Here is a 22,549-nt window from a genome sequence, read left to right as displayed (position 1 = left end):
TGCCACCGTCAGGCCGCGTCAACGCCTACTGCCCGACCAGCGCCAGGGTTTCGCGTTCGCGTTGTTCTTCCCGTACCAGCCGCTGCAGCAGCAGGGCCAGGGTCACCACGTCCTGGTGGTTGTGGTCGGCCACCCGGCGCAGGTTCACCGCGTCGCCTCCGCGCAGGAAGCGCAGCCAGGCGCCCGGGGCTTCGGAGCCAGGCAGGTCGTCCTCGCGCACCACGCGCAGCAGCTGGCGTTCGATGGTGGACAGCTTGCAGTTCTCCCACGTGCCGCGATAGCGACGGCGGGTCGGATAGAGCAGGTCGACGTGATCCAGCGCGCTGATCGGGCAACGCTGGCGGGCCAGCCGGTAGCGTGCCTTCAGTAGTGGCGCATCGTAGCTGCGGCCGTTGTAGCTGCAGAACACGGTGGATGGCTGCAGCCAGCGGGCGAAGGTGGCGAGCATCGCGTCCTCGGCGGCCATCGTCGACATCAGCAACTGGCGGATGCGCAGGCCCTCGCCGCGTTGCGGGCACACATGCCAGTCGGCGGCACCGATCATGAAGGCACGGGTGCCGGTGCCGCCGGCCAGGCCGGTGGTCTCGGTATCGAAGAACAGCAGGTCGCGCGCGGCGACGTGCTCGTGCTCGCGCTTGGCGAAAGCCAGGGAAAGCGGTTCTGCGGGAATCGGCTGCGGCAGCAGCGATTCGATCAGGAACAGGCCCGGTGCGATTTCCTCACCGGGAAGCTGGCGATCCTGCGCACTGGCGCGTGCCGGTGCGGCTCCACCCCGCGAGCGCAGGCCGAGCAGGCGGTGCAGGCTGCCCACTTCCGGCCGCCGCAGCGGCGCTGGTGGCGCACCAGGCGCGGCAGCGCCGGTCGGCTTGTGGCGGATTTCCTGTTCGACCCAGGCGAACACCGATCGCTCCGCTGGTGGCTGCTGTGCATCGTTGGCGGCTACCGGGGCAGGCGCTGCGGGCGGCGGCTCGGGCGCCGCCGGCGCAACTGCTTTCGGGTCGCCGGCCTGCTTCCGCAGCAGGCGCAGCTTGTCCAGGCTCAGGCTCACGGGGCCAGCAGCTCCATCGGGTCGCGCGCGGCCACCACCACGTCGGGTACGTGCTGGCAGGCCTCGGCATCGAACAGGTCGAGCACGCGCAGCGCCAGCGCGCGCGGCGAGGTCTCATCCTCTTCCTGTGCGGCCAGCACCGGGCCGACACAGGCCGGGCAACCGGCCTTGCAGTCGCAGCGCTGCACCAGTTCGCGCGCGCGCTGCACAAGCTCGGCCTGGCGCTGCCACAACGGCTCGCTGAGGCCGACGCCGCCGGGGAAGTTGTCGTACAGATAGACGGTCGGCACGAACTCCTGCAGCAGCTCCACCACGCCGGGGTCACCCTCGCTGCCGCGCAGCTGGCCACGGCCGCTCTGGTCGGCAATCGCGAACCAGGAACCATCGCCGTTGCCGACTGACTTCTGCAGGTCGCGCGCATCGGCCATCACCGCCACGGTGGCGACGATGTGCAGCGCGTAGGCCGCGCCGAGGAAACCATCCAGCGCATCCTGCTTGCTGGCGAAGGCGCGCAGCAGCAGCGCCTGCGGCAGCTGCCACCACACCGCCGTGGTGTGCAGTTCCTGGTCGGGCAGGTTCACCGGCCCGTAGCCGATGTTCTCGTGGGTGTAGTAGCGGATCTTCTTGTAGCCGGCCACGCGCCGCACCACGTGCACTTCGCCATGGTGCGAATCGCCCCGGCCGGCCACGCCACCATCGAAACGGTCCAGTACCTTGAGCTTGGTGAAGTCGATGCTGTCGGTGTAGTAGTCCACGTGGGTGCGGGTGACGTAGGCCTTGCGGCCGTCCCAATCGAGCGTTTCCACCTGGTACGGGGTGGACTGCACCATGTGGATCGCACCCTCGTACAGGGTCAGCGCGGCGGCGGAATAGTCGACCTCGGCGATGATCTGCTGGCGGCCATCGCTGCGGTCAACCACCACAAAGTTGCCATCGGCCACGGCACGCAGGCTGACCGCGTTGGCCGGATAGCTGTCGGCGATCCATTCCCAGCGCTCGCCTTCGCGGTGGATCACTTCGGTTTCGGCCAGCGCTTCCAGGAACACTTCCGGGTCGATCGGGCCGAAGCCATCGCCGACCCGGAACGGCAGCTCGAAGGCCGCGCAGCGGATGTGGTCGAACAGGATCAGCGGCTGGTCCGGCGCAATGCGCGCGTGTTCGGGCGAGGCCTCGGCAAAGAAATCCGGGTGCCGCACCACGTACTGGTCCAGCGGCTGCGAACTGGCCACCATCACCCCCAGGGCCGGCTGCTGGCGGCGGCCGGCACGGCCGAAGCGCTGCCAGGTGGCGGCCACGCTGCCGGGGTAGCCGTTGAGGATGACCACGTCCAGGCTGCCGATATCCACGCCCAGTTCCAGCGCCGAGGTGCTGACGATGCCGTCGATGGTGCCGGCACGCATCGCACGCTCGGTCTCGCGGCGCTCGGTGGGCAGGTAACCACCACGGTAGGCGCGGATGCGGGGCGGCTTGCGCGGGTCGTGGTCGAAGATGTCCTTCAGGTACTTGGTCAGCACCTCGACCATCAAGCGGGTCTGCGCGAACACCAGGGTCTTCAGCCCGGACTTGATCGCGATGCGCGCGATGCGGTTGCTCTGCGAGCGCGCCGACGCGCGCAGGCCCAGGTCTGGATTGATCACCGGTGGGTTCCACAGCAGCACCTGTTTCGGTCCGCTGGGCGCGCCGGATTCGGTGATGGCAGTCACCGGCGCCTCGATCAACGCCTCGGCATGCGCCTGCGGGTTGCCGATGGTGGCCGAGCACAGGATGAACTGCGGTTGCACGCCGTAGAACGCGCAGATGCGCTTGAGCCGGCGCAGCACGTTGGTGACGTGGCTGCCGAACACGCCGCGGTAGGTATGCACTTCGTCGATGACGATGTAGCGCAGGTTCTCGAAGAACTGCGCCCACTTGGTGTGATGCGGCAGGATCGCCTGGTGCAGCATGTCCGGGTTGGACACCACGATGTCGCCATGCAGGCGGATCGCCTGCCGCGCATCGCCGGGGGTGTCGCCGTCGAAGGTGAAGGCCTTTACGCCCAGGTCGCCGGCACGGTTGAGTTCCAGCAGTTCGGCCACCTGGTCCTGGGCCAGCGCCTTGGTCGGGAACAGGTACAGCGCCTTGGCGTTGTCCTGCATCGCCGCGCTGACCACCGGCAGGGTGTAGCACAGCGACTTGCCGCTGGCGGTGGGGGTGACGATGGCCACGTGCTCGCCACGCTGGCTGGCCTCCCAGGCCTCGGCCTGGTGGCTGTAGAGCTGCTCGATGCCACGTGCCTTCAGGGCCGCGGCCAGGGCAGGCGGTACCGCATCGGGAATGGGTGCGTAGCGGCCCTCGCGACCGGGAATGGCGAAGCTGCCGGTGATGCGGTCCTGGTAGCGGCGCTGCAGGCGCGCGCTGAGCAGGGCGCCGTCGCGGGCGGGCAGGCCATCGCGGGTGGCGAGCTTCTGCTCGGCATCGGCGGTGCGCTTGGCGAGTTCGTAAGCCATGGAAAGTGGAGCCGGGACGGATTGCGAGGGGTCACATGGCACCACATCCACGTCTCAGGATGTGAGACTTCGGCATCGGACGGAGTGAACTGTTCATTGCGGTGGCGGCGGCAGTGCCGGATCTCCCCTGGCTGAACAGCCACCGGTGCAGCAACGAAATCTGAAGCCGGCATCCGTATCCTTGATCGCTGGACGCAACCAACAGGGTGGATGGCTGTGGCACGACGTGGAACGCAGGGAGCACTCCTGGCCAGCATGCTGCTGGCGGGCATCGCGCAGGCGCAGCAGGCCACGCCGACAGCGGCGCCTGATCCTGCGCCCGTTCCCCCCGCAGATGCGCCGGCTGCAACCACCGCACCGATCGCCACCACCTTGCCGCAGGACAACGTCACCACCCTCGGCGAAGTGCGTGCGCTCAAGCCCGATGACGAGCCGCTGGACCTGTACCGCTTCAAGAACCCGGTGAAGTACGGCGACAACCGCTTCAGCCGCGACTGGAGCGAGCCACCGTCGCCAGAGCAGGTCAGCATGGGCGGCGGCTACATCATGATGGGCGTGGTCAAGGGCGTGCTGGCGGCGGGCCGGGGCCTGAACAAGCTCACCGGCGGCCCCGACCAGATCCAGTCCGCCATTGCCCGGCCACCGCCGGAGCTGAGCGCTGAGCAGCAGCGGCGCGCGTTGCAGTTCTGCCAGGAGCAGCAAGGCTGCGCCGCACCGCCGGTGAAGTAGGCCGGTATATCCTGCCGGTCCCTCCATCGGTAGCGCCGCCATGTCTCTGCGTTCGTTCTGCCTGCTGGCTGCATTGCTGCCGGCGTCTGCCTTCGCTGCCGGCATTGCTGGTGATGGCGCCTGCCGCAACGGCGCGTTCCCCTCTGAACAGAGCCGGTTCGCGCTGGCACGCGTGGTCGATGCGCCGCGCCTGTACCTGCTCGGCGACATGGACGGCTGCCCGGAAAAAGGCGAGCCAGCCTGCCGCCAGCGCAGCTACGTGGTCAACGGCGATACGGTGGTGACCGGTCGCGACCTGGGCCGCTACCGCTGCGCGTTTTTCCCGAACAAGGTGGGCGGCAGCGCCGGCTGGGTCGACCGCAGCAAGCTGCAGCCGTTGCCGGCGGCCGCGCCAACGCTGCAGGACTGGGCGGGCCACTGGAAGGATGGCGATAACGGTCTGCAGATTTCGGTGCAGGGGGGGCAGCTGCACGTGGAAGGCGATGCCTATTGGCCGTCGGCCAACCCGACGCCGGAACAGCGCCCGTATGGGCCGAACCTGGGCCAGGTGGAAGCGCGCGCGACGCCGCGCGGCGCCGATGTGGAATTCGTTGAAGACACCTGCAAGGTGCGGGTGCACTCGCTGGGTGAGGTACTGGTCGTGGCTGACAACAGCGAGTGCGGCGGCATGAACGTGCGCTTCAATGGCGTGTACCGGCGCGCTGGCAAGCGTTGAAGGGCGCATGACGGATGGGGTCAGAGCCCTTTCGTGGACGAAAGGGATCCGACCCGGTGCAGTCAGTAGATCCACGCCATGCGTGGATGCTGTTTGCGATCCGATCGGTGGGCTCAGCGCCGCCGCTCCAGCCACCACAGCAGCGATGCACAGAGCACGAACGCCAGCCACCATGGCCAGCGCGAGCCCGGCACGGGCTTCATCACCGACGTGTTTGCCGGCGTGCTGGATGCCAGTGCATGCGTGGTCGCATCGATCATCGCCTGCCGATGCAGTGCAGGTGCGTCCTTCGGGTCGAACACATAGCGCCAGATCGTGATGTCGCCGTGTTGCAGGTGCTGCCAGCCCGCCTCGCGCGGCCACCAGCCGGCGCAGCGCAGGGGCGATGTCGCGCCGTCGACGATCAGGGGCACACTGTCGCCGCGTGCGTTGAAGACCTGCAGTGGCGCCTGCACGCCGCACAGCGCCTGCCGTTCGCCCGCCCAGGTGATCGGCTGCGGCGACCACAGCGCATCGCCGCTGCCCTGTGCTCGCGCCAGCGTGGCGACCACGCTGCTCCAGAGTTCACCGTGGCGGTCATCGCGCCCGGCCAGCACCCAGCGCCAGCTGTCGGTGATTGGCAGCAGGCCGATGCGGCCCTTGCCGGCAGCGCGCCAGCCACCGACAGCCTTGCCCGTGGCATCCTGCAGCAGGGCGTTGCTGCCCGGTGCCTGCAGCGCGAGTGCTTCCAGCGCAGGCAGGGGAGCATTGTGCGAGCTGCGGTCGGCCTCTTCGCCGTAGCCGGTCGGCAGCGTACCCGCAGCGAGCGGGCCACGTCGTGCGGCGAGGACCGCGCTGTCGCCGTCGCCGGGAAGTTCGAGGGCGTGGCTGCTGCCATCGCCTTGCACCGGCAGACCCAGGTCGCGCAGGCGCTGGCGAGCGCTGGCTGCAGGTGCGCCTGCACTACGCACCAGAACGCCGAGCCCGTCGCGCATCGCCTGTCGCACGGCGGTGAGCTGGCCAGCACTCAATGCGGCCAGGCTGCGCTCGTCCAGCAGCAGCAGGTCGCTGCGCGCGAGTGATGCTGCATCCAGGGCGACCACGCCATCTCCAAGGCTGACGCCCGCCCCGGTATCGGCCTGCACCTGCACGCGGATGCCGGTATCGGTGGCCCAGCGGCGCAGGTACTTCAGCTCCGGGCCCGGCGCACTGGCACGCACCAGCAGGCGCAGTGGTGCCGCCGGCAGGGTCTGCTGCGGTACCGGCGCGCTGTCCACCACGTGACCCTCGGCATCGAGCAGGCGCAGCTGGAACACGCTGCGGCCTTCGGCACGCGTGATGCCACTGAGCTGCACGTGGCCGTCCTCGGCAACGTCCACGCGATCCACCACGCTGCCGGCGGGATCGAGCAGTTCCGCCCTGGCCCTGGCGACACCGCGCGCCTGTGCATGGACGTCGAAGCGCGCGCCGGGCGCAGCGTCGGCGGGAGGCTGCATGGCGACCCAACCGCGCCGCGGTACTGCCGGCTGCCAACGCACGTCGCGTGGCAGTACCGCGTCGCGGTCACGCGCGACCAGGCCGGCACCCACCAGCGTCAGCGTGGAGGCGGGGTGCTGGCGCAGCGCTGTGGCCAGGTCCGGCACGCGCAGGCCGCCGGGCACATCGGTAGCTTCCGGCAACAGCAGCAGCGGGCCTGCGCTGGCCGGCAGCGCGCCGGCTTTGCCGGCATCGATTCCCAGCACGACCAGGCCGACTGCGGGCTGCTGGCGGGTGGGGGGGGCCAGGCAGAAGTACAGCAGCGCGGCAGCGATCAGCTGCAGTCCGATCACGATCCACTGGTGGCCACGGCGCGTGGCATTGCCACGCAGCTGGCGCACGCTGGCGATGACCACGATCAGGGCGAGTGCCAGCGCAATCCACAGGTTCACAGCGGAGGCGTTCATGGCTGCGCCTCCAGCGCGTCAAGGTACCGCTGCCCCATCGCATCGGCGCCGTTGCGCCGCATTGCCTGCGGCAGTGGTCGCTGCAGCGCCCGCCACACTTGTGCGCGCAGGCGCTGGCGGCAGTCGCGGCAGTGGGGTTCGATGCGCAGCTGCTCGATGGCGGCGGCCAGGTCCAGTGCATCGGGCAGGTAGGCGGCATTGCGCTGCTGCCAGGTGGCGAGTGCATCGAGATCGGGCGTTGCCGTGTCATCGCCGAGGCGCTGCCAGGCTTCGACGATGGCTGGATCGGGCGGCGTGCGTGCGGCCAGCGGCAGTTCACGACTGGCCAGTCCGGCGCGGTCGCCGCCCAGCCGGCGGCCTTCATCGATCGGTGGCAGCTCCGGCCCGACCCGGGCCAGGTAGATGCGTTCGGCCTGCTGCACCTGCTTGATGAAAGCCAGCGCCTTGTAGGCAAACGGCAACGCCTGCTCCGGCCGGCCCTGGCGCAGCTCGCCTTCGGCCGACCACATCTGGTCCAGCGCGGCCTTCAGCGTGGCGCGGGTCTGCGGGTCGAGCAGAGTCGCGGCCTCGGCATGGTCATGGGTGTGGCCGTATTCGGAGAGCACATCGGTGGCGCTGCCGAACACCGGTGGCGCATCGGCATTGGCCGCCTTGCCGCCGTGATCGTGGCCATGCTCGTCGTGCGCGTGCGCTTCCGCGCCATGGTCGTGATCATGATCGTCGTCGTGGCTGTCTGCAGCCGGTGCATCGCTGGTGGGAAGGTCGCTGGTCGGCGGTGGCTTGGGTGCGCCCTCGCTCTCCTCGCCCAGGAACTGGCCATAGCGCAGGCGCAGGATGCGCTGGTCGACACCGATCGCATCGCTGCGCTTCACGACGTCCTCGGCGGCAAGGCTGCGTCGCTGCCGGATCAGCGCTTCGGCATCGATGATGATCTGCCGTTGGCTGCGGAAGTAGGCGGGCAGGGCCTTCTTGATGCGGCCTTCCAGTTCGGCGCTGAGTGCAACCTCGGCGCTGGGCAGTCGCAGGATCACGCTGCTGCTGCGCCCGGTCTGCGGCGCGGGCGTGTGGTTGTCGCGTACTTCCAGCTGGGCGATCACATCGTTGCCCGGCTGTGCGCCCAGCGCGGCCAGGTCGAGGGTGTGCGCGAATCGCCGGGCAGTCGCCTCGCCACTGCCGGTGAGGCCGACGCTGCGGCGAACGAAGGTGATGTTCTCGCCGCTGCCCTGTGTGGCGGTGATCGACAGCGTTGCCTGCGTGGCTACGCCGTAGTCATCGCTGGCCTCGAAGCGCAGCGTCCACTGGCGTTGCCCGGGCGTGCCCAGCACCAGGCTGGCGGCCGGCTCCAGCACGCGTACGCTGGGTGCGCGGTCGGCGACCACGTCCAGGCGATGCAGGCGGGTTTCGGCCAGGGCCGGTTCGCTCACCACGCGGTACAGCACCGGCGTGCGCGCCACGTCCTGTGCCTGCCATTGGCCATCATGTTCGCTCAGCGGCAGCCGGCGGCCATCATGGAACTGCAGCCATGCCTTGTCCGGCGCGCGGTCGAAACGCAATGACCACGACAGCCGGCTGTCGGCGGCGACCTTGGCATCCAGTGCGTTCTGGGTGAGCGTGGCCTGCCCGGTATAGGCCGGCGCGTCGATACGCAGGCGGGCGGACTGCAGGTGAAGCGGACCTGAGGCGGCCGTGCTGCCAGGCGCCGACGTGCGGGCAGGCGCGGAGCTGGGATTCGAACGCGGCCAGCCGAATGCCAGCGCAACGATGGCCAGGCCTGCGATCCAGTTCAGGGCCAATGCCCTGCGCGGCCAGCGCGGACGCAGCTCCGGCATCGCGCGTTCCAGCGTGGCCAGCACATGCGCACGCTGGCGCTGCTGCAGCGGATTGAGCCTGGTGGCATCGGCGAACAACAGGTCGGCGCTGTCCTCGCTGGCGCCGCTGCCATCGAGCCGGCGCTGCAACCACTGCCGGTCCAACTGGCGGGCACGCGCGGTGGCGAGGGCTGCGCAGGCGAGCAGGCTGATCGTGCCGACCACGCAGGCGATGTCGAAGCCTGCCAGGCGCAGGGCCAGCACCGTTGCGGCCAACGCCCATGGCAGGCCCAGCAGCAGGATGATGAGGGCGCTTCGACGACGCGCGCGCTGCCAGCCATGTTGCAGCGTACTCATGCGCGCCCCCTGCGACGGGCACTGCTGGCCATCCAGCGTTCCAGCGCGAACAGCAGCACGATGGCCAGCAGCAGCCACGGGGTGGGCTCGCGCAGCGGCGGCGTTGCTGCAGGCAGTGCCGCCCGGCGGGGGGCGTGATCCCGTGCATCGCCGATGCGCGGCAGTTGAGGCGGCTGCAGGGCCAGCAGCAGGGCACGCGGCAGGCGCGGATCGCGCAGCGCAGCGTTGCCGGTGGCATCCCAGTCGCCGGGCAGTGACAGCAGGACCCCGTGGCCGATGCGCTGTTGCCACAGCAGCGGGGTGCCCTCGGCGTTGCGCAGCAGGACGTTGGCCTCGGCGGCAGGCTTGCCGGCAGTCACTACACGTCCACCGTCTTGCAGCCACGCCTGCCAGTTCGCCGGCAGTGCGCCGTTGCGGCTCCATACGCCGATCTCGCCGCGTTCGGGCAGGGCATCCGCCAACAGAGGAGCGAGCGGCGCCTGCATGCCCCACGCGCGCTGCAGTGCATTCACCCAGTGCCGGGCGGCGGCCGAAGCATCGCTGTGCACGCGCAGGCGCGGCGACGGCGCAGCACTCGGTTGCGCAGTGACCGGCATCGGCTGCGGGCGCCACTGCACCTCACGCGACAGCTGCAGGCGGGCGCCATCCAGGCCGGGCAGGGGATCGGGAACGTGCACGGTCAATGCGGTGCCGGCGGGCAGCTGTGCGTCCAGTTCGCGCAGCAGGCTGGGCAGGGATGCAGTGGGTGCAGGTGGCACTTGATCAATGGCCGGGAAGCCGGGCGCCAGCCAATGCCAGTTGCCCGCTTCGGCGGTGCCGCGTAGTGCGGTCGCGTCCAGCCCTGGAGCAACAACCGTCCACGCGGTGGGGGCTGGCGCAGGTCCGGTCAATGCAGGTCGTGCCAGCAGCAAGGCCAGCGCGGCCAGCAACAGCAGGCGCACCAGCAGCAACGGCCAGTCATCGAAGCGGATGCGCTGGCGCGGCCGGATCTGTGCACGCAGCCAGCGCAGCGCGGCGAAATCCAGCGGTGTGTACGGATGGCGGCGGGCGAGGTGGATCAGCAGCGGCAGCAGCCATGCGGTGAGCGCAGCCAGGCCGAGCGGGAACAGCAGGTTCATCCGCCGCCCCCACGGGCAAGCAGTGCCTGCAGCGGCTGGTCCAACGGTTGGTCGAGCCAGCCGGTGGCACTGGCGATGCCGCTGGCCTGCAGGCGCGATTGCAATGCGCCGCGTGCATCGGCGAAGCGGCGCAGATAGTCGGCGCGGATCGCCGCGCCATCGCCCAGCAGTTCCTCGCCGGTCTCCGGGTCGCGGAAGCGATGGCCGGCGTCGAACGGGAAGTCGCGCTCGTCGGCGGTCAGGATCTGCAGCAGGGCCACTTCGCGGCGCGCGCTGGCCAGTTGCTCCAGCAGCACGATGCCGGCCTCGTCGAAGCCATCACCGACCGCCAGCAGCAGGTCGCCCGGGCGCACGCGCTCCCACAGGGGACGCAGTCGATCCGCCGCAGGCCAGCCGCCGCGCGCCTGCAGCGCATGCAGTTGAAGATGCACGCGGTCACGCTGGCGTGCGCCGTTCGCTGCGGGCACCAGCTGCAGTCCATCGCCATTGATCGCCAGCAAGCCGAAACGGTCGCCCTGCTGCAGGGCCAGTTCGACCAGGCAGGCGGCAACGCCGCGCATGTGGTCCAGGCGCGTGTGCTGCGGTGCCGCGCGATCGGCCTGGCCGGCCGAAGCGGTGGCATCGAGCAGGAGCCAGACCGTGATCGGGCTCTCGCGTTCGGATTCACGCACGAAGAAGCGGTCCGAGCGTGCGTACAGCTTCCAGTCGATCTGTCGCAGTTCGTCGCCCGGCTCGTAGGCCCGGTACTGGGCGAATTCCAGGCCGGCACCGCGGCTGCGGCTGGCGTGCTGGCCGATGCCACTGGCGCCGCTGGCCAGGCGCGGCCGCAACCGCAGCAGGCGCAGGCGCGCGCGCAGTTCGGGTGGCAGGGTCAACGGCGTACCAGCGTTCACGCGTGGATCAACCCGGGAACGGCACGGCCTGCAGCAGGGCGGCGACCACGTCGTCGGCACGCTTCTGCTCGGCCTCGGCGGCAAACGACAGCAGCAGGCGATGGCGCATCACCGGCGCGGCAAGTGCCTGCACATCCTCGCGGGTGGCGGCGAAGCGGCCCTGCAGCAGTGCGCGCGCCTTCGAAGCGAGCACCAGCGACTGCCCGGCGCGCGGGCCGGCGCCCCATTTCACCCACTGGTTGATTGCTGCCGGCGCGCCTTCGCCGGGCCGGCTGGCGCGCACCAGCCGGGTGATCCAGGCCAGCACATCGGGGCTGACGTGCACCTGGCGCACCGCAGCCTGCAGTGCGATGACCGCTTCGGCATCCATCACCTTCGGCACCGCGTCGGTGGCGTTACCGGTGGTCTGTTCCAGGATCTGCCGCTCCTCGTCTTCGCTGGGGTAATCGACCAGCACGTGCAGCAGGAAGCGGTCCAGCTGTGCTTCCGGCAGCGGGTAGGTGCCGGCCTGCTCGATCGGGTTCTGCGTGGCCAGCACGAAGAACGGCGCGGGCAGTGCGTAGGTGGTGCCGGCGTAGCTGACCGTGTGTTCCTGCATCGCTTCCAGCAGTGCGGCCTGGGTCTTGGGCGGAGTGCGATTGAGTTCGTCGGCCAGCAGCAGGTGGGTGAAGATCGGGCCCTGCTGGAAGCGGAAATGGCGGTGGCCGGTGCCGTGGTCTTCCTCCAGCAGCTCGGTGCCGAGGATATCGCTGGGCATCAGGTCCGGAGTGAACTGCACGCGCCGGAACTGCAGTTCCAGCGCCTGCCCGAGCGAGCGCACCAGCAGGGTCTTGCCGAGCCCGGGCGCACCCTCCAGCAGGCAGTGGCCGCCGGCCAGCAGGCCGATCAGCAGCTGCTCGACCACCGTATGCTGGCCCACCACCGCGCGTGCGAGCGCGGCGCGCAGCTCATCCAGGCGCGGCAGCAGGGAATCGAGGTCGGGGGTGGTCATGGGCGTGCGGGTCCTATCAATTGTTCAACGCGTACATCACGATGTTGACGCCGAAGCGGGTGTTGTCTTCGGCCAGGAAGCGCTTGTTGCGCCAGTCGTAATCCCACTCGCAGCCGTAGTCCTTGTTGCTGTAGAGCAGGCCCAGGCGGCCATCGACCTCGATGCCCTTCAGGTAGTCGTGCACCAGGTCGTCGCCCCAGCCGTTGAGTTCGAAGCTGGTGGCGGGGGGGCCATCGGGGAAGCGGAAGAAGCTGCGGTAGAGCGGATGGCTGTTGGGCAGCTTCTGCAGTGCCTTCGGGCCGAACAGGCGGCCCATCTGCGCTTCGAACGAGGTGGCGAACAGGCCGTCGATGTCATGGTTGCAGTCGTCGACGAAGACGAAGCCGCCATTGCGCACGTAGCGCACGAAGTTCTGCCGTTCGGCGGCGTTGAACTCCACCAGCGTGTGCCCGGCCAGGTAGCAGAACGGCGCTTCCAGCATGCGTGGGTCGGCCAGCGCGACCACGTGTTCCTGCGGGTCCACGCGCAGCGAGGTGTAGTCGATCAGCGAGGTGATCAGGTTGGACGGCATGCGCGCGTCCACGTCCCAGTCACCGGAGTCGTACTGCAGGCGGGTGAACCAGAAGTCGTAGCGCGAACTGCGCGGGCCTGCCTGCGCGAAGGCCGGCAGCGCCGCCGCCGAAGCGGCAGCGGCCAACCAGCGCAGGCAGGCCCGGCGATCCATCAGACGGCGTCGGACAGCGAGGTGAAGGTGAAGTCGCGCAGCTTCATCGGCGGGATCATCATCACGTAGCTGGATTCATCACCGGCCACGCGCACCGGCTTGCCGAGCTCTTCGATGTTGTTGAGCATGATCACCGGCGATTCGTTGAAGCGGAAGTTCTTCACCGGGTGCTTGATCTGGCCGTTCTCGATGTAGAAGGTGCCGTCGCGGGTCAGGCCGGTCAGCAGCACGGTCTGCGGATCGACCATGCGGATGTACCAGGTGCGGGTGACCAGGATGCCCTTCTGGGTGCCGCGCACCAGCTCGGCGGTGCTCTTGTCGCCACCGCTCATCAGCAGGTTGCCCGGCGTAGCCTTGGCGGTCTTGCCCTGCTTCTGGGCCCAGAAGCGCGAGTAGTCCAGGTTGGCGATCCTGCCGTTCTCGATGATCGCCATGCGCTCGCGCGGCATGCCTTCGTTGTCCCACGGCAGCACCGGTGCGTCCGGATGCCACGGGTCGGCGATCATGGTCACGCGCGGGTCGTAGACCTGCTCGCCCAGCTTGTTGCCGCCACCCTTCTTTGACAGGAAGCTGCGGCCTTCATCGGCCGAGCGTGCACTGAAGAAGTTCATCATGAAGCTGATCAGGCCTGCGGCCGCAGCCGGTTCCAGGATCACCGTGTACTTGCCCGGCTCCAGCGCCTTGGCTTCGGCCGATTCGGTGGCCTTGCGCATGGCGATGCGGATGTCCTGGTCGGCCTTGAAGTCGGCGGCATCCTTCAGGTTGCGGCCAACCCAGCCCGAACCGCGGCCGTCCTCAGTGCGCACGGTGCAGGTGTAGTCGAAGTTGGTGGTGCGCTGGTAGGCGAAGTTGCCGTTGCTGTTGGCGGTGGCCTGGAAGCCCTGGCCGTCCTCGAGGAAGCCGGCGGCGATCAGGCCGTGGCCACGGCACGGGGCGATCGAATCGGCGGCGACCTTGGCACGGAACGCCGGGTCGATCGCAGCGGTGGATTCGCTGAAGGTCGGGCTGGCACGGTAGCTCTGCTTGCCGATGGCCGGCATGAACTCCGGGTTTTCCGGGGCCAGGCGGGCCAGGTCTTCGGCACGACGCACCACGCGTTCCAGCGCGGCGTCGTCGAACTCGTTGATCGAGGCCGTGCCGACGCGCTTGCCGAAGGCGACGGTGACCGCCAGCTCGGTATTGTCGACGATGCCGCTGGTGGAGACGTTGTTCAGCGCGAAACGGATGTTGCCGCTGATCGCGCCGGCCAGCACGGCGGTGCACTCGTCGGCCTTGGACAGGGCAATGACCTTGTCGAGGATGGCCTTGGCCTGGGCTTCGGTGAAGATACTCATGGTGTAAGGGCTCCTGACCGATCAGCCGAGGCTGCGTGCGGTGTTGATGACGTTGATGCCGTTGAAGCGCGCGGTGGACGAACCGTGCGAGACCGCCGAGACCTGGCCCGGCTGGCCCTTGCCGTCGAAGAACGAACCGCCCAGGCGGTAGTCGCGCTCGTCGGCCACGGCGGTACAGGCATTCCAGAACTCCGGCGTGCGGATCTGGTAGGCCACGTCTTCCAGCATGCGGGTGATCTGGCCGTTCTTGATCTCGTAGAACAGCTGGCCGCCGAACTGTGCGTTGTAGCGCTGCTGGTCGATCGAGAACGAACCGTCACCGATGATGTAGATGCCGTTCTCCACGTCCTTGATCAGGTCCGGCACGCTCAGCGGCTTCTTGCCCGGTGCCATCGATACGTTGGCCATGCGCTGGAACTGCACGCTGGACCACGAATCGGCGTAGCAGCAGCCGTCGGACTCGGTCTTGCCGAGGATGTGGGCCTGGTCGCGGATGGTCTGGTAGTCCACCAGCTTGCCGTTGCTGATCAGGTCCCAGCGCTTGCACTTCACGCCTTCATCGTCGTACGCCACCGCCCCGAGGCTGCCCGGCTGGGTCTTGTCGGCGAAGATGTTGACCAGCTCGCTGCCGTACTGGAAATGCTGTTCGCGCTTGTCCAGGGTGGCGAAGCTGGTGCCGGCGTAGTTGGCTTCGTAGCCGAGCACGCGGTCCAGCTCCAGCGGGTGGCCGATCGACTCGTGGATGGTCAGCCAGGTGTGCGACGGATCGAGCACCAGGTCGTACTTGCCTGGCTTCACCGACGGGGCCTTCAGCTTCTCCTGCGCCTGCTTGGCGGCGGCGATCGCGTCTTCCTTCATGTTGTAGGAAGAGCTGTAGTTGACCACGCCATTCGGGCTGACCACCTTGCCGGCAGCCGCACCGTCCAGGTACTCGTAGCCCAGGCCCATCGGCGAGGACAGGCCTTCGCGGGTACGGAACTTGCCACTGGCCTTGTCGATGGCGGTGATCGTCATCGGGGCCCAGATGCGGTGCACGTCCTGGTCGATGTAGGAGCCATCGGTGGAGGCGAAGTACTTCTGCTCGTTCACCAGGAACAGCATCGAGTTGACGAAGCTGGCACCGGCGCCCAGCGCTGCGGCGTTGACGTCCAGCAGCAGGTCGACCTTCTCCTTGATCGGTACCTCCATCGCGTTCTTGCGGATTGGCGTCTTCCAGCTCACCTCGCCCACGCCGGGTGCCTTGGCGAGCTGTACGGGGGCGGTCTGCACGCCGGCGTTGGCCTTGGCGATGGCAGCGGCCTGCTGCGCGGCGCGGGCCACATCGGCCGTGCCCAGCGCATTGGTGGCGGCAAAGCCCCAGGCACCGTTGACGATCACGCGGATGCCAACACCGGTGGACTCGGTGTTCACCACGTTCTGCACCTTGTCTTCGCGGGTGATCACGAACTGCCGCAGGTAGCGGCCGATGCGCACGTCGCAGTAGGTGGCACCGGCGCTGCGTGCGGCCTGCAGGGCGGCGTCGGCCAGGCGCTTCTTCAGCGCCGGGTCGAGGCTGGACTGCAGCTGCTCGGCGGCGATCACCTTGCCGAAGAAGGAGGGCACGATCAGCCCGCCCGCGGTAAGCCCGGTCAGGGCCAGGAAGTCACGTCTTTGCAAGGCTGCTCTCCATGTCGAAGGATGGGTGGCTCAAGCGCCGAGACTGCGCGCGGTGTTGATGATGTTGATGCCGTTGAAGCGGGTGGTGGACGATCCGTGCGAGACCGCCGAGACCTGGCCGGGCTGGCCCTTGCCGTCGAAGAACGAACCGCCCAGGCGGAAGTCGCGTTCATCGCAGATGGCGGTGCAGGCATTCCAGAATTCCGGCGTGCGGATCTGGTACGCCGCATCCTCGACCATGCCGGCGATCTTTCCGTCCTTGATCTGGTAGTACAGCTGGCCGCCGAACTGCGCGTTGTAGCGCTGCTGGTCGATCGAATACGAACCGCGGCCGTGGATGTAGATGCCGTTCTCCACGTCCTTGATCATGTCCTCGACGCTGAGCGGCGTCTTGCCCGGTGCCAGCGAGACATTGGCCATGCGCTGGAACTGCACGCTGGACCAGGAATCGGCATAGCTGCAGCCGTGCGAGGCATCGCGGCCGAGGATGTGGGCCTCATCGCGGGTGGCCTGGTAGTCGACCAGGATGCCGTCGCGCACCAGATCCCAGCGTTGGGTCTTCACGCCTTCGTCGTCGTAGCCGACCGCACCGAGGCTGCCGGGCTGGGTCTTGTCGGCGAAGAAGGTAACGATGTCGCTGCCCCAGCGGAAACCCGCATCGCGCTTGTCCAGCGTGGCGAAGCTGGTGCCGGCGTAGTTGGCTTCGTAGCCGAGCACGCGGTCCAGCTCCAGCGGGTGGCCGACGTTCTCGTGGATGGTCAGGAACAGGTTGGACGGGTCCAGCACCAGGTCGTACTTGCCGGGCTTCACCGACGGCGCCTTCAGTTTCTCGCGCGCGTGGCGGGCGGCCGCAATGGCGTCCTCGACCGGGTCGTAGGAATCGCGGTAGGCAGTGATGCCACCGGGCAGGTGCACCTTGCCGCGCGCATCGCCATCAAGGAACTCGTAGCCCATGCCCATCGGCGAAGACAGGCCGGCACGGGTGCGGAACTTGCCGCTGGCCTTGTCGATGGCGGTGGCGGTGAACGGCAGCCAGATGCGATGGATGTCCTGGTCGATGAACGAGCCGTCGCTGGAGGCGAAGTACTTCTGTTCGTTGACCAGGAACAGGGTCGAATTGATGTAGTCGGCACCCGCATTCAGTGCGGCGGCGTTGAGTGCCAGCAACAGCTCGACCTTGTCCTGGATCGGCACCGCCATCGCGTTCCTGCGGACCGGGGTCTGCCAGCGCACTTCACCGACCGATGGCGTCGGCGCCAGCTGCACCGGCCGGGTCTGGATGCTGGCGTTGGCGCGGGCGATTGCCGCAGCCTGCTCGACCGCCGCGCGCACGGCGGCCTCGGTCTGCTGATGGGTCGCGGCGAAGCCCCAGGCACCGTTGACGATCACCCGCACGCCCACACCGGACGATTCGCGGTTGGTCACATTGCCGACCTGGTGCTCGCGGGTGATGACCGACTGGTTGAGGTAGCGGCCGATGCGCACATCGCAGTAGCTGGCCTTGGCCGTGCGTGCGGTGGCCAGCGCCACGTCCGCCAGGCGCCTGCGCTGGAGGGTGTCGACCGGGGCCAGCAGCTGCTCGGCGGCGATGGCACGGGAATGCGGCAGCAGCAGGCCCGCCAGGCCCAGACCGGAAAAAGCCAGGAACTCACGTCGTTGCACAGCGTTTCTCTCTCTCGCTTGCGTGCAGCCGGCAACAGGCCGAGCCGATCACGTCAACCACTCGACTTTCGCCAGCGCAGCGCGTCCGGGCAAGTGACTGCAGTCATGGTTGGGGAGGGTTTCGGCAGGGCTGCGCCCTGCACCTGCTCAGAGCCGGAGCAACAGCAACAGCAACAGCAACAGCAACAGCGGGCTTGCTGAGGGGTGGCGGGGCGGTGTGGGTGGGCAGGACACGCCGTAAACCCATCCTTGGGGGCTCGATGGCGCCATCCATGGCGCCAACGGTCCTGCCCACCCACACCGCCCCACCTCTGACAGATCGCTGCGGCTGTTGGTGGGTGTCGACCTTGGTCGACACATCTGTCAGATATCGAAATGAATCCGGGGTCAGATCCGTTTTCCTGCGGAAAACGGATCTGACCCCAAGAGCCGTTCCAACAGACCGCGGAGAACTGTCAAAGGCGGGGTGGGTCCGGTGGCAGGGGTGTGAGCGGCATGGATGCCGCGACCAAGCCCCCATGGATGGGTTTACGGCGTCCCCTGCCACCGGACCCACCTCGCCATCCCACAGGAAGTCAGCTTTTGACTGCTTCGGCCTTTGCGGTTGCTTCGGCGGGTGCAGGGCGCAGCCCTGCCGGGCAACACCCCCTCGTGCACAATGGGGCCGACCCCGCCTGGACACCGTCCTGATGTCGAGCAAGCCGTATTCAGAAGCCTGCGAGCGCAACCGCGAACCGATCGCCACCGCACTCGACCCGTGGATGGGCGACCGTCACCGGGTGCTGGAAATCGGCAGCGGCACCGGACAGCACGCGGCCTTCTTCGCCGAGCGCTGGCCGTGGCTGCGCTGGCAGCCCAGCGACCATCCGGACCATCTGCCCGGCATCGAGGCCTGGCGCGCCGGGGCCGCGCTGCTGAACCTGCTGCCGCCGGTGGCGCTGCAGGTGGAACTTCCACCGGCGCCCGGTCTGAGCCTGCCGCAGGGCAGCATGTTCGACGCCGCATTCAGCGCCAACACACTGCACATCATGAGCTGGGAGCACGTGCAGGTGCTGTTCGCCGCGCTGCCATCGGTGCTGCGTCGCGGCGCGCTGCTGGCGGCGTACGGCCCGTTCAACTACGGCGGCCGCTACACCAGCGAAAGCAACGCGCAGTTCGATGCCTGGCTGAAGGCGCGCGACCCGCGCAGCGGCATCCGCGATAGCGAAGCGGTGCAGGCGCTGGCCGCCGACCACGGGTTCACCCGCCTGGGCGATGTGGCGATGCCGGCCAACAACCGCCTGCTGCTCTGGCGGCTGGGGTGAACCGCCGGCATTCCCTTCAAGCCACCTGCACGATGTGCAGCGCCTTCGGGTTGCGCCACTGCGCCAGCAGGGCGGCTTCGCGTGCCTTGGCCTGCTCGACATGCGCTTCCTTGACGTGGCCGAAGCCGCGGATGTGCTCGGGCACGCTGGCGATTTCCACCGCCAGTGCCAGGCGGCCGTCTTCCAGGCCATCCAGCAGCAGCTGCACGGTGGTCTCGTAGTCACCGATCAGCTTGCGCTCCATGCGGCGTTCCTCGGTGCGGCCGAACACGTCGAAGCGGCCGCCACGCAGGAACTTCAGCCTGGCCAGCAGACCGAACGCCTTGAACATCCACGGGCCGTACTCCTTCTTCAGCAGCCGGCCCTGCTCGTCCTTCTTGGCGAACAGCGGCGGCGCCAGGTGGAAGCGCAGCTGGTAATCGCCCTCGAACTGCTGCTGCAGGCGGCGCTGGAAGTCGCCGCTGGTGTACAGGCGGGCCACTTCGTACTCGTCCTTGTAGGCCATCAGCTTGAACAGGTAGCGGGCCACGGTCTCGGTCAGTGCGGTGGAACCGCCGATGCGGTCGGCTTCGGCGGCGCGCACGCGCTCGACCAGGCTGCGGTAGCGGTTGGCATAGGCAGCATCCTGGTACTCGACCAGGAACGCGGCGCGGCGCTCGATCATCTCATCCAGCGAACGCGACAGGCGGGCATCGTCCAGCGGCAGGAATGCCACGTCGCCACCGTGCGAGGGCAGGCCGCGCAGTTCGCGTTCGTCGCCGGTATTGCGCGGTGCCGCGGTGGCGCCCCATTCGTTGCCTTCCCACTCGCCTGGCGGCAGCGGATGCAGCGGGCCCGGGGTGGATTCGGTATCGGTGTGGCGGTTGTGTACCAGGCCGGCGGCCTGCTGCACGGCTTGCGGATCGACCACCGCCAGGCGGCCCCAGGCGAAGGCCTGCTGGTTCATCGCCACCGCAGCGCCGTTGAGTTCGATGGCGCGCATCAGTGAATCGAACGACAGCGGCACCAGGCCCTGCTGCCAGGCGTAGCCGAGGATGAACAGGTTGGCGGCGATCGCATCGCCCAGCAGCGCGGTGGCCAGCTGGGTGGCATCGAGCAGCAGCGGCTCCTGGCCACCCAGCGCCACGCGCACACCGGCAACGATGTCGGCGGCGGGGAACTGCATGTCGGGGCGGGTGGTGAAGGTGCCGGGCATCGCTTCATAGGTGTTCAGCACCACCTGCGAACGGCCGGCGCGCACCTTCGACAGCGCCCAGTAATCGTTCACCACCACCATGTCGCAGCCCAGCACCAGGTCGGCTTCGCCGGCGGCGATACGCACGGCGTGGATGTCGTCCGGGCGGCGCGCAATGCGGATGTGCGTGGTCACCGCACCGCCCTTCTGCGCCAGGCCGGTCTGGTCGAGCACGGTCGCACCCTTGCCTTCCAGGTGGCCGGCCATGCCCAGCAGCGCACCGATGGTCACCACGCCGGTACCGCCGACGCCGGTGATCAGGATGTTCCAAGGCTGCTCCAGGCTGCCGCGGATGGCCGGTGCCGGCAGGTTGTCCAGCAGGGTGGAGGCATCGCGCTTGCTACCCTTGCGTGGCTGGCCGCCGTGCACGGTGACGAAGCTCGGGCAGAAGCCGTTCACGCACGAATAGTCCTTGTTGCAGTTGGACTGGTCGATCTCGCGCTTGCGCCCGAACTCGGTTTCCTTCGGCAGCACCGACACGCAGAAGCTCTTCTTGCCGCAGTCGCCGCAGCCTTCGCAGACCAGCGAGTTGATCAGCACCCGCTTCTGCGGGTCTTCCAGCTTGCCGCGCTTGCGGCGGCGGCGCTTCTCGGTGGCGCAGGTCTGTTCGTAGATCAGGATTGAAACACCCTTCACTTCGCGCAGGCGCTTCTGCACTTCGTCCAGTTCGCTGCGGTCGTGGAACTCGACATCGCTGGGGAAGTGCTCGCGTTGGCTGGTCCACTTGCCGATGTTGTCCGACAGCACCACGATGGTGTGGATGCCTTCGGCGCGCATCTGCCTGGCGATGTCCGGCACGCTCAACGGGCCGTCCACCGGCTGGCCGCCGGTCATCGCCACCGCATCGTTGTAGAGGATCTTGTAGGTGATGTTGACGCCGGCGGCGACCGCCTGGCGGATCGCCAGCGAACCGCTGTGGAAGTAGGTGCCGTCGCCGAGGTTCTGGAACACGTGCGGGGTATCGGTGAACGGCGCCTGCCCGGCCCAGGTCACCCCTTCGCCGCCCATGTGGGTGAAGGTGTCGGTGCTGCGGTCCATCCAGGTCACCATGTAATGGCAACCGATGCCGGCCAGCGCACGCGAGCCTTCCGGCACGTTGGTGGACGTGTTGTGCGGGCAGCCCGAGCAGTAGTGCGGCACGCGCGGGAAGCTGGCGCGCGGCAACGCAAGCTCGGCTTCCTTTTCCTGCATCCACTGCAGGCGCTGCTCGATCGATTCGTTGTTGAAGAACTTCTGGATGCGGCGACCGATCACGCCGGCGATGGTGGCCGGAGTCAGTTCACCGGTGGACGGCAGGATCCACTCACCGCTCTCGTCGTACTTGCCGACGATCGACGGGCGCTGGCCCCAGCTGGCCGGCCAGTTGAAGAACTGCTCCTTCATCTGGCGCTCGATGAAGGCACGCTTCTCCTCCACCACGATGATGTCCTCCAGGCCCTGCGCGAAGCGCGCGATGCCCTGCGGCTCCAGCGGCCAGGTCATGCCGACCTTGTACACGCGGATGCCGATGTCGGCGCAGGCGGCTTCGTCCAGGCCCAGGTATTCCAACGCCTGCAGCACGTCCAGGTAGCTCTTGCCGGTGGTGACGATGCCCAGCCGCGCGCGCGGCGCGTCCATCACCACCTTGTCGATGCCGTTGGCGCGGGCGAATGCCTGTGCGGCCTTCACCGCATAGCGGTGCAGGCGCATCTCCTGGTCCAGCGGCGGGTCCGGCCAGCGGATGTTGAGGCCACCTGCCGGCATCTCGAAGTCTTCGGGCAGCACGATGCGGCGCGCCATCGGATCGACCTCGACCGAGGCCGACGATTCGACCGTCTCGGCGATCGTCTTGAAACCAACCCAGCGGCCGGTATAACGGCTCATTGCCCAGCCCAGCAGGCCCATGTCCAGGATGTCCTGCACGCCGGCTGGATTCAGCACCGGCATCATCGCGCTGACGAACTCGTCCTCGCTGCCGTGCGGCAGGGTTGAACTGCGGCAGGCATGGTCATCGGCGGCCAGTGCCAGCACGCCGCCGTAGCGCGAGGTGCCGGCGGCATTGGCGTGCTTGAACACGTCGCCGCAGCGGTCCACGCCCGGGCCCTTGCCGTACCACATGCCGAACACGCCCTGCACGTTGGCGCCGGGGAACAGGTTGGTCTGCTGGGTGCCCCACACCATGGTGGCGCCCAGGTCCTCGTTCAGGCCGGGGGTGAACTTCACCTTGGCCGCGTCCAGGTGCTTGCGTGCGCGCCACAGTTCCAGATCGAAGCCGCCCAGCGGGCTGCCACGGTAGCCACTGACAAAACCGGCGCTGTCGATGCCTTCCTGTGCATCGCGCAGCCGCTGCATCAGTGGCAGCTTCACCAGCGCCTGCACGCCACTCAGATAGATCCGCCCCTCGTTGCGGGTGTACTTGTGGTCGAGCGTGTAGCCACGGTCGATCAGGTCGGCGGAAGAGGGCGAAGTGAGTTGCGCGGTACTGGTCATGGCTGGCCCGGTCAGGATCGGCTGGCACCGGCCGCGTGCGGGCACGCGGCGGGAAAGGCGCGAATTGTAGCAGTGGGGCCCTTCCGCCCCGGCACTCGC

At 68.3% G+C, this 22,549-nt stretch carries 15 protein-coding genes; 3 read left to right on the top strand and 12 right to left on the bottom strand.

Annotated elements, in window-relative coordinates:
- Positions 1-25: 25 nt before the first annotated feature.
- On the bottom strand, positions 26-1,048 hold the full coding sequence (locus B9Y82_RS19950) for a ribonuclease H-like domain-containing protein (RefSeq protein WP_100475050.1): 1,023 nt from the start codon (positions 1,046-1,048) through the stop codon (positions 26-28).
- Positions 1,045-3,534, bottom strand: a complete 2,490-nt coding sequence (locus B9Y82_RS19945; RefSeq protein ID WP_100475049.1) for a DEAD/DEAH box helicase — start codon at positions 3,532-3,534, stop codon at positions 1,045-1,047. Before B9Y82_RS19945 ends, B9Y82_RS19950 begins: the two co-directional genes overlap by 4 nt.
- A 210-nt stretch (positions 3,535-3,744) precedes the next feature.
- On the opposite strand from B9Y82_RS19945, the gene B9Y82_RS19940 reads away from it, so the two are divergent.
- Together B9Y82_RS19940 and B9Y82_RS19935 are read left to right on the top strand one after the other, a co-directional pair.
- Complete coding sequence (locus B9Y82_RS19940) at positions 3,745-4,263, top strand: hypothetical protein (protein WP_100475048.1); 519 nt, start codon at positions 3,745-3,747, stop codon at positions 4,261-4,263.
- A 40-nt stretch (positions 4,264-4,303) separates the two neighbouring features.
- Positions 4,304-4,978, top strand: a complete 675-nt coding sequence (locus B9Y82_RS19935; RefSeq protein WP_100475047.1) for a hypothetical protein — start codon at positions 4,304-4,306, stop codon at positions 4,976-4,978.
- A 113-nt stretch (positions 4,979-5,091) separates the two neighbouring features.
- Here B9Y82_RS19935 and B9Y82_RS19930 read toward each other — a convergent pair whose 3' ends face one another.
- Genes B9Y82_RS19930 through B9Y82_RS19890 form a run of 9 tightly spaced genes read right to left on the bottom strand, consistent with a single transcriptional unit; the run spans position 5,092 to position 17,443 of the window.
- On the bottom strand, positions 5,092-6,900 hold the full coding sequence (locus B9Y82_RS19930; protein ID WP_100475046.1) for a hypothetical protein: 1,809 nt from the start codon (positions 6,898-6,900) through the stop codon (positions 5,092-5,094).
- Positions 6,897-9,065 (bottom strand): hypothetical protein, encoded by a 2,169-nt coding sequence (locus B9Y82_RS19925; RefSeq protein WP_100475045.1) that lies wholly within the window; start codon positions 9,063-9,065, stop codon positions 6,897-6,899. The genes B9Y82_RS19930 and B9Y82_RS19925 overlap by 4 nt, the downstream gene beginning before the upstream one ends.
- On the bottom strand, positions 9,062-10,183 hold the full coding sequence (locus B9Y82_RS19920) for a BatA domain-containing protein (protein WP_100475044.1): 1,122 nt from the start codon (positions 10,181-10,183) through the stop codon (positions 9,062-9,064). The genes B9Y82_RS19925 and B9Y82_RS19920 overlap by 4 nt, the downstream gene beginning before the upstream one ends.
- Positions 10,180-11,076 carry a DUF58 domain-containing protein gene (locus B9Y82_RS19915; RefSeq protein ID WP_100475043.1) on the bottom strand — a complete coding sequence of 299 codons (897 nt, stop codon included), beginning with the start codon at positions 11,074-11,076 and terminating at the stop codon, positions 10,180-10,182. The genes B9Y82_RS19920 and B9Y82_RS19915 overlap by 4 nt, the downstream gene beginning before the upstream one ends.
- Before the next feature lie 7 nt (positions 11,077-11,083).
- On the bottom strand, positions 11,084-12,067 hold the full coding sequence (locus B9Y82_RS19910; protein WP_100475042.1) for an AAA family ATPase: 984 nt from the start codon (positions 12,065-12,067) through the stop codon (positions 11,084-11,086).
- A gap of 16 nt (positions 12,068-12,083) precedes the next feature.
- Entirely contained in the window at positions 12,084-12,791 is a 708-nt protein-coding gene (locus B9Y82_RS19905; protein ID WP_043400817.1) for a DUF4159 domain-containing protein, read from the bottom strand.
- Positions 12,791-14,125, bottom strand: a complete 1,335-nt coding sequence (locus B9Y82_RS19900; protein ID WP_100475041.1) for a TldD/PmbA family protein — start codon at positions 14,123-14,125, stop codon at positions 12,791-12,793. The genes B9Y82_RS19905 and B9Y82_RS19900 overlap by 1 nt, the downstream gene beginning before the upstream one ends.
- 21 nt (positions 14,126-14,146) lie before the next feature.
- The gene (locus B9Y82_RS19895) at positions 14,147-15,781 is read right to left on the bottom strand and encodes a TldD/PmbA family protein (protein WP_100475040.1); all 1,635 of its coding nucleotides are present in this window, start codon (positions 15,779-15,781) and stop codon (positions 14,147-14,149) included.
- A gap of 30 nt (positions 15,782-15,811) precedes the next feature.
- A complete protein-coding gene (locus B9Y82_RS19890) occupies positions 15,812-17,443 on the bottom strand; it encodes a TldD/PmbA family protein (protein WP_162292091.1) in 1,632 nt (543 codons plus the stop codon).
- A gap of 689 nt (positions 17,444-18,132) precedes the next feature.
- Between B9Y82_RS19890 and B9Y82_RS19880 the strand changes: the two genes are divergently transcribed.
- A complete protein-coding gene (locus tag B9Y82_RS19880) occupies positions 18,133-18,747 on the top strand; it encodes a DUF938 domain-containing protein (protein ID WP_100475038.1) in 615 nt (204 codons plus the stop codon).
- Positions 18,748-18,763: 16 nt separating this feature from the next.
- Here B9Y82_RS19880 and B9Y82_RS19875 read toward each other — a convergent pair whose 3' ends face one another.
- Positions 18,764-22,450: an indolepyruvate ferredoxin oxidoreductase family protein gene (locus tag B9Y82_RS19875; protein WP_100475037.1), complete on the bottom strand. Its 3,687-nt coding sequence runs from the start codon at positions 22,448-22,450 to the stop codon at positions 18,764-18,766.
- Between the last annotated feature and the right edge of the window lie 99 nt (positions 22,451-22,549).

The sequence above is a fragment of the Stenotrophomonas maltophilia genome, from assembly GCF_002799155.1.
Lineage (GTDB): Bacteria > Pseudomonadota > Gammaproteobacteria > Xanthomonadales > Xanthomonadaceae > Stenotrophomonas > Stenotrophomonas maltophilia_R.
The sequence above is the reverse complement of the archived record's forward strand: the minus strand, read 5'-3'. Positions and strand labels throughout refer to the sequence as shown.

Excerpts from the sequence above, each read along its gene's own strand:
- B9Y82_RS19930 (WP_100475046.1), bottom strand. The coding sequence starts at position 6,900 with ATGAACGCCTCCGCTGTGAACCTGTGGATTGCGCTGGCACTCGCCCTG.
- B9Y82_RS19940 (WP_100475048.1), top strand. The coding sequence starts at position 3,745 with ATGGCTGTGGCACGACGTGGAACGCAGGGAGCACTCCTGGCCAGCATG.
- B9Y82_RS19945 (WP_100475049.1), bottom strand. The coding sequence starts at position 3,534 with ATGGCTTACGAACTCGCCAAGCGCACCGCCGATGCCGAGCAGAAGCTC.
- B9Y82_RS19935 (WP_100475047.1), top strand. The coding sequence starts at position 4,304 with ATGTCTCTGCGTTCGTTCTGCCTGCTGGCTGCATTGCTGCCGGCGTCT.
- B9Y82_RS19900 (WP_100475041.1), bottom strand. The coding sequence starts at position 14,125 with ATGAGTATCTTCACCGAAGCCCAGGCCAAGGCCATCCTCGACAAGGTC.
- B9Y82_RS19925 (WP_100475045.1), bottom strand. The coding sequence starts at position 9,065 with ATGAGTACGCTGCAACATGGCTGGCAGCGCGCGCGTCGTCGAAGCGCC.
- B9Y82_RS19920 (WP_100475044.1), bottom strand. The coding sequence starts at position 10,183 with ATGAACCTGCTGTTCCCGCTCGGCCTGGCTGCGCTCACCGCATGGCTG.
- B9Y82_RS19875 (WP_100475037.1), bottom strand. The coding sequence starts at position 22,450 with ATGACCAGTACCGCGCAACTCACTTCGCCCTCTTCCGCCGACCTGATC.
- B9Y82_RS19905 (WP_043400817.1), bottom strand. The coding sequence starts at position 12,791 with ATGGATCGCCGGGCCTGCCTGCGCTGGTTGGCCGCTGCCGCTTCGGCG.
- B9Y82_RS19910 (WP_100475042.1), bottom strand. The coding sequence starts at position 12,067 with ATGACCACCCCCGACCTCGATTCCCTGCTGCCGCGCCTGGATGAGCTG.
- B9Y82_RS19880 (WP_100475038.1), top strand. The coding sequence starts at position 18,133 with ATGTCGAGCAAGCCGTATTCAGAAGCCTGCGAGCGCAACCGCGAACCG.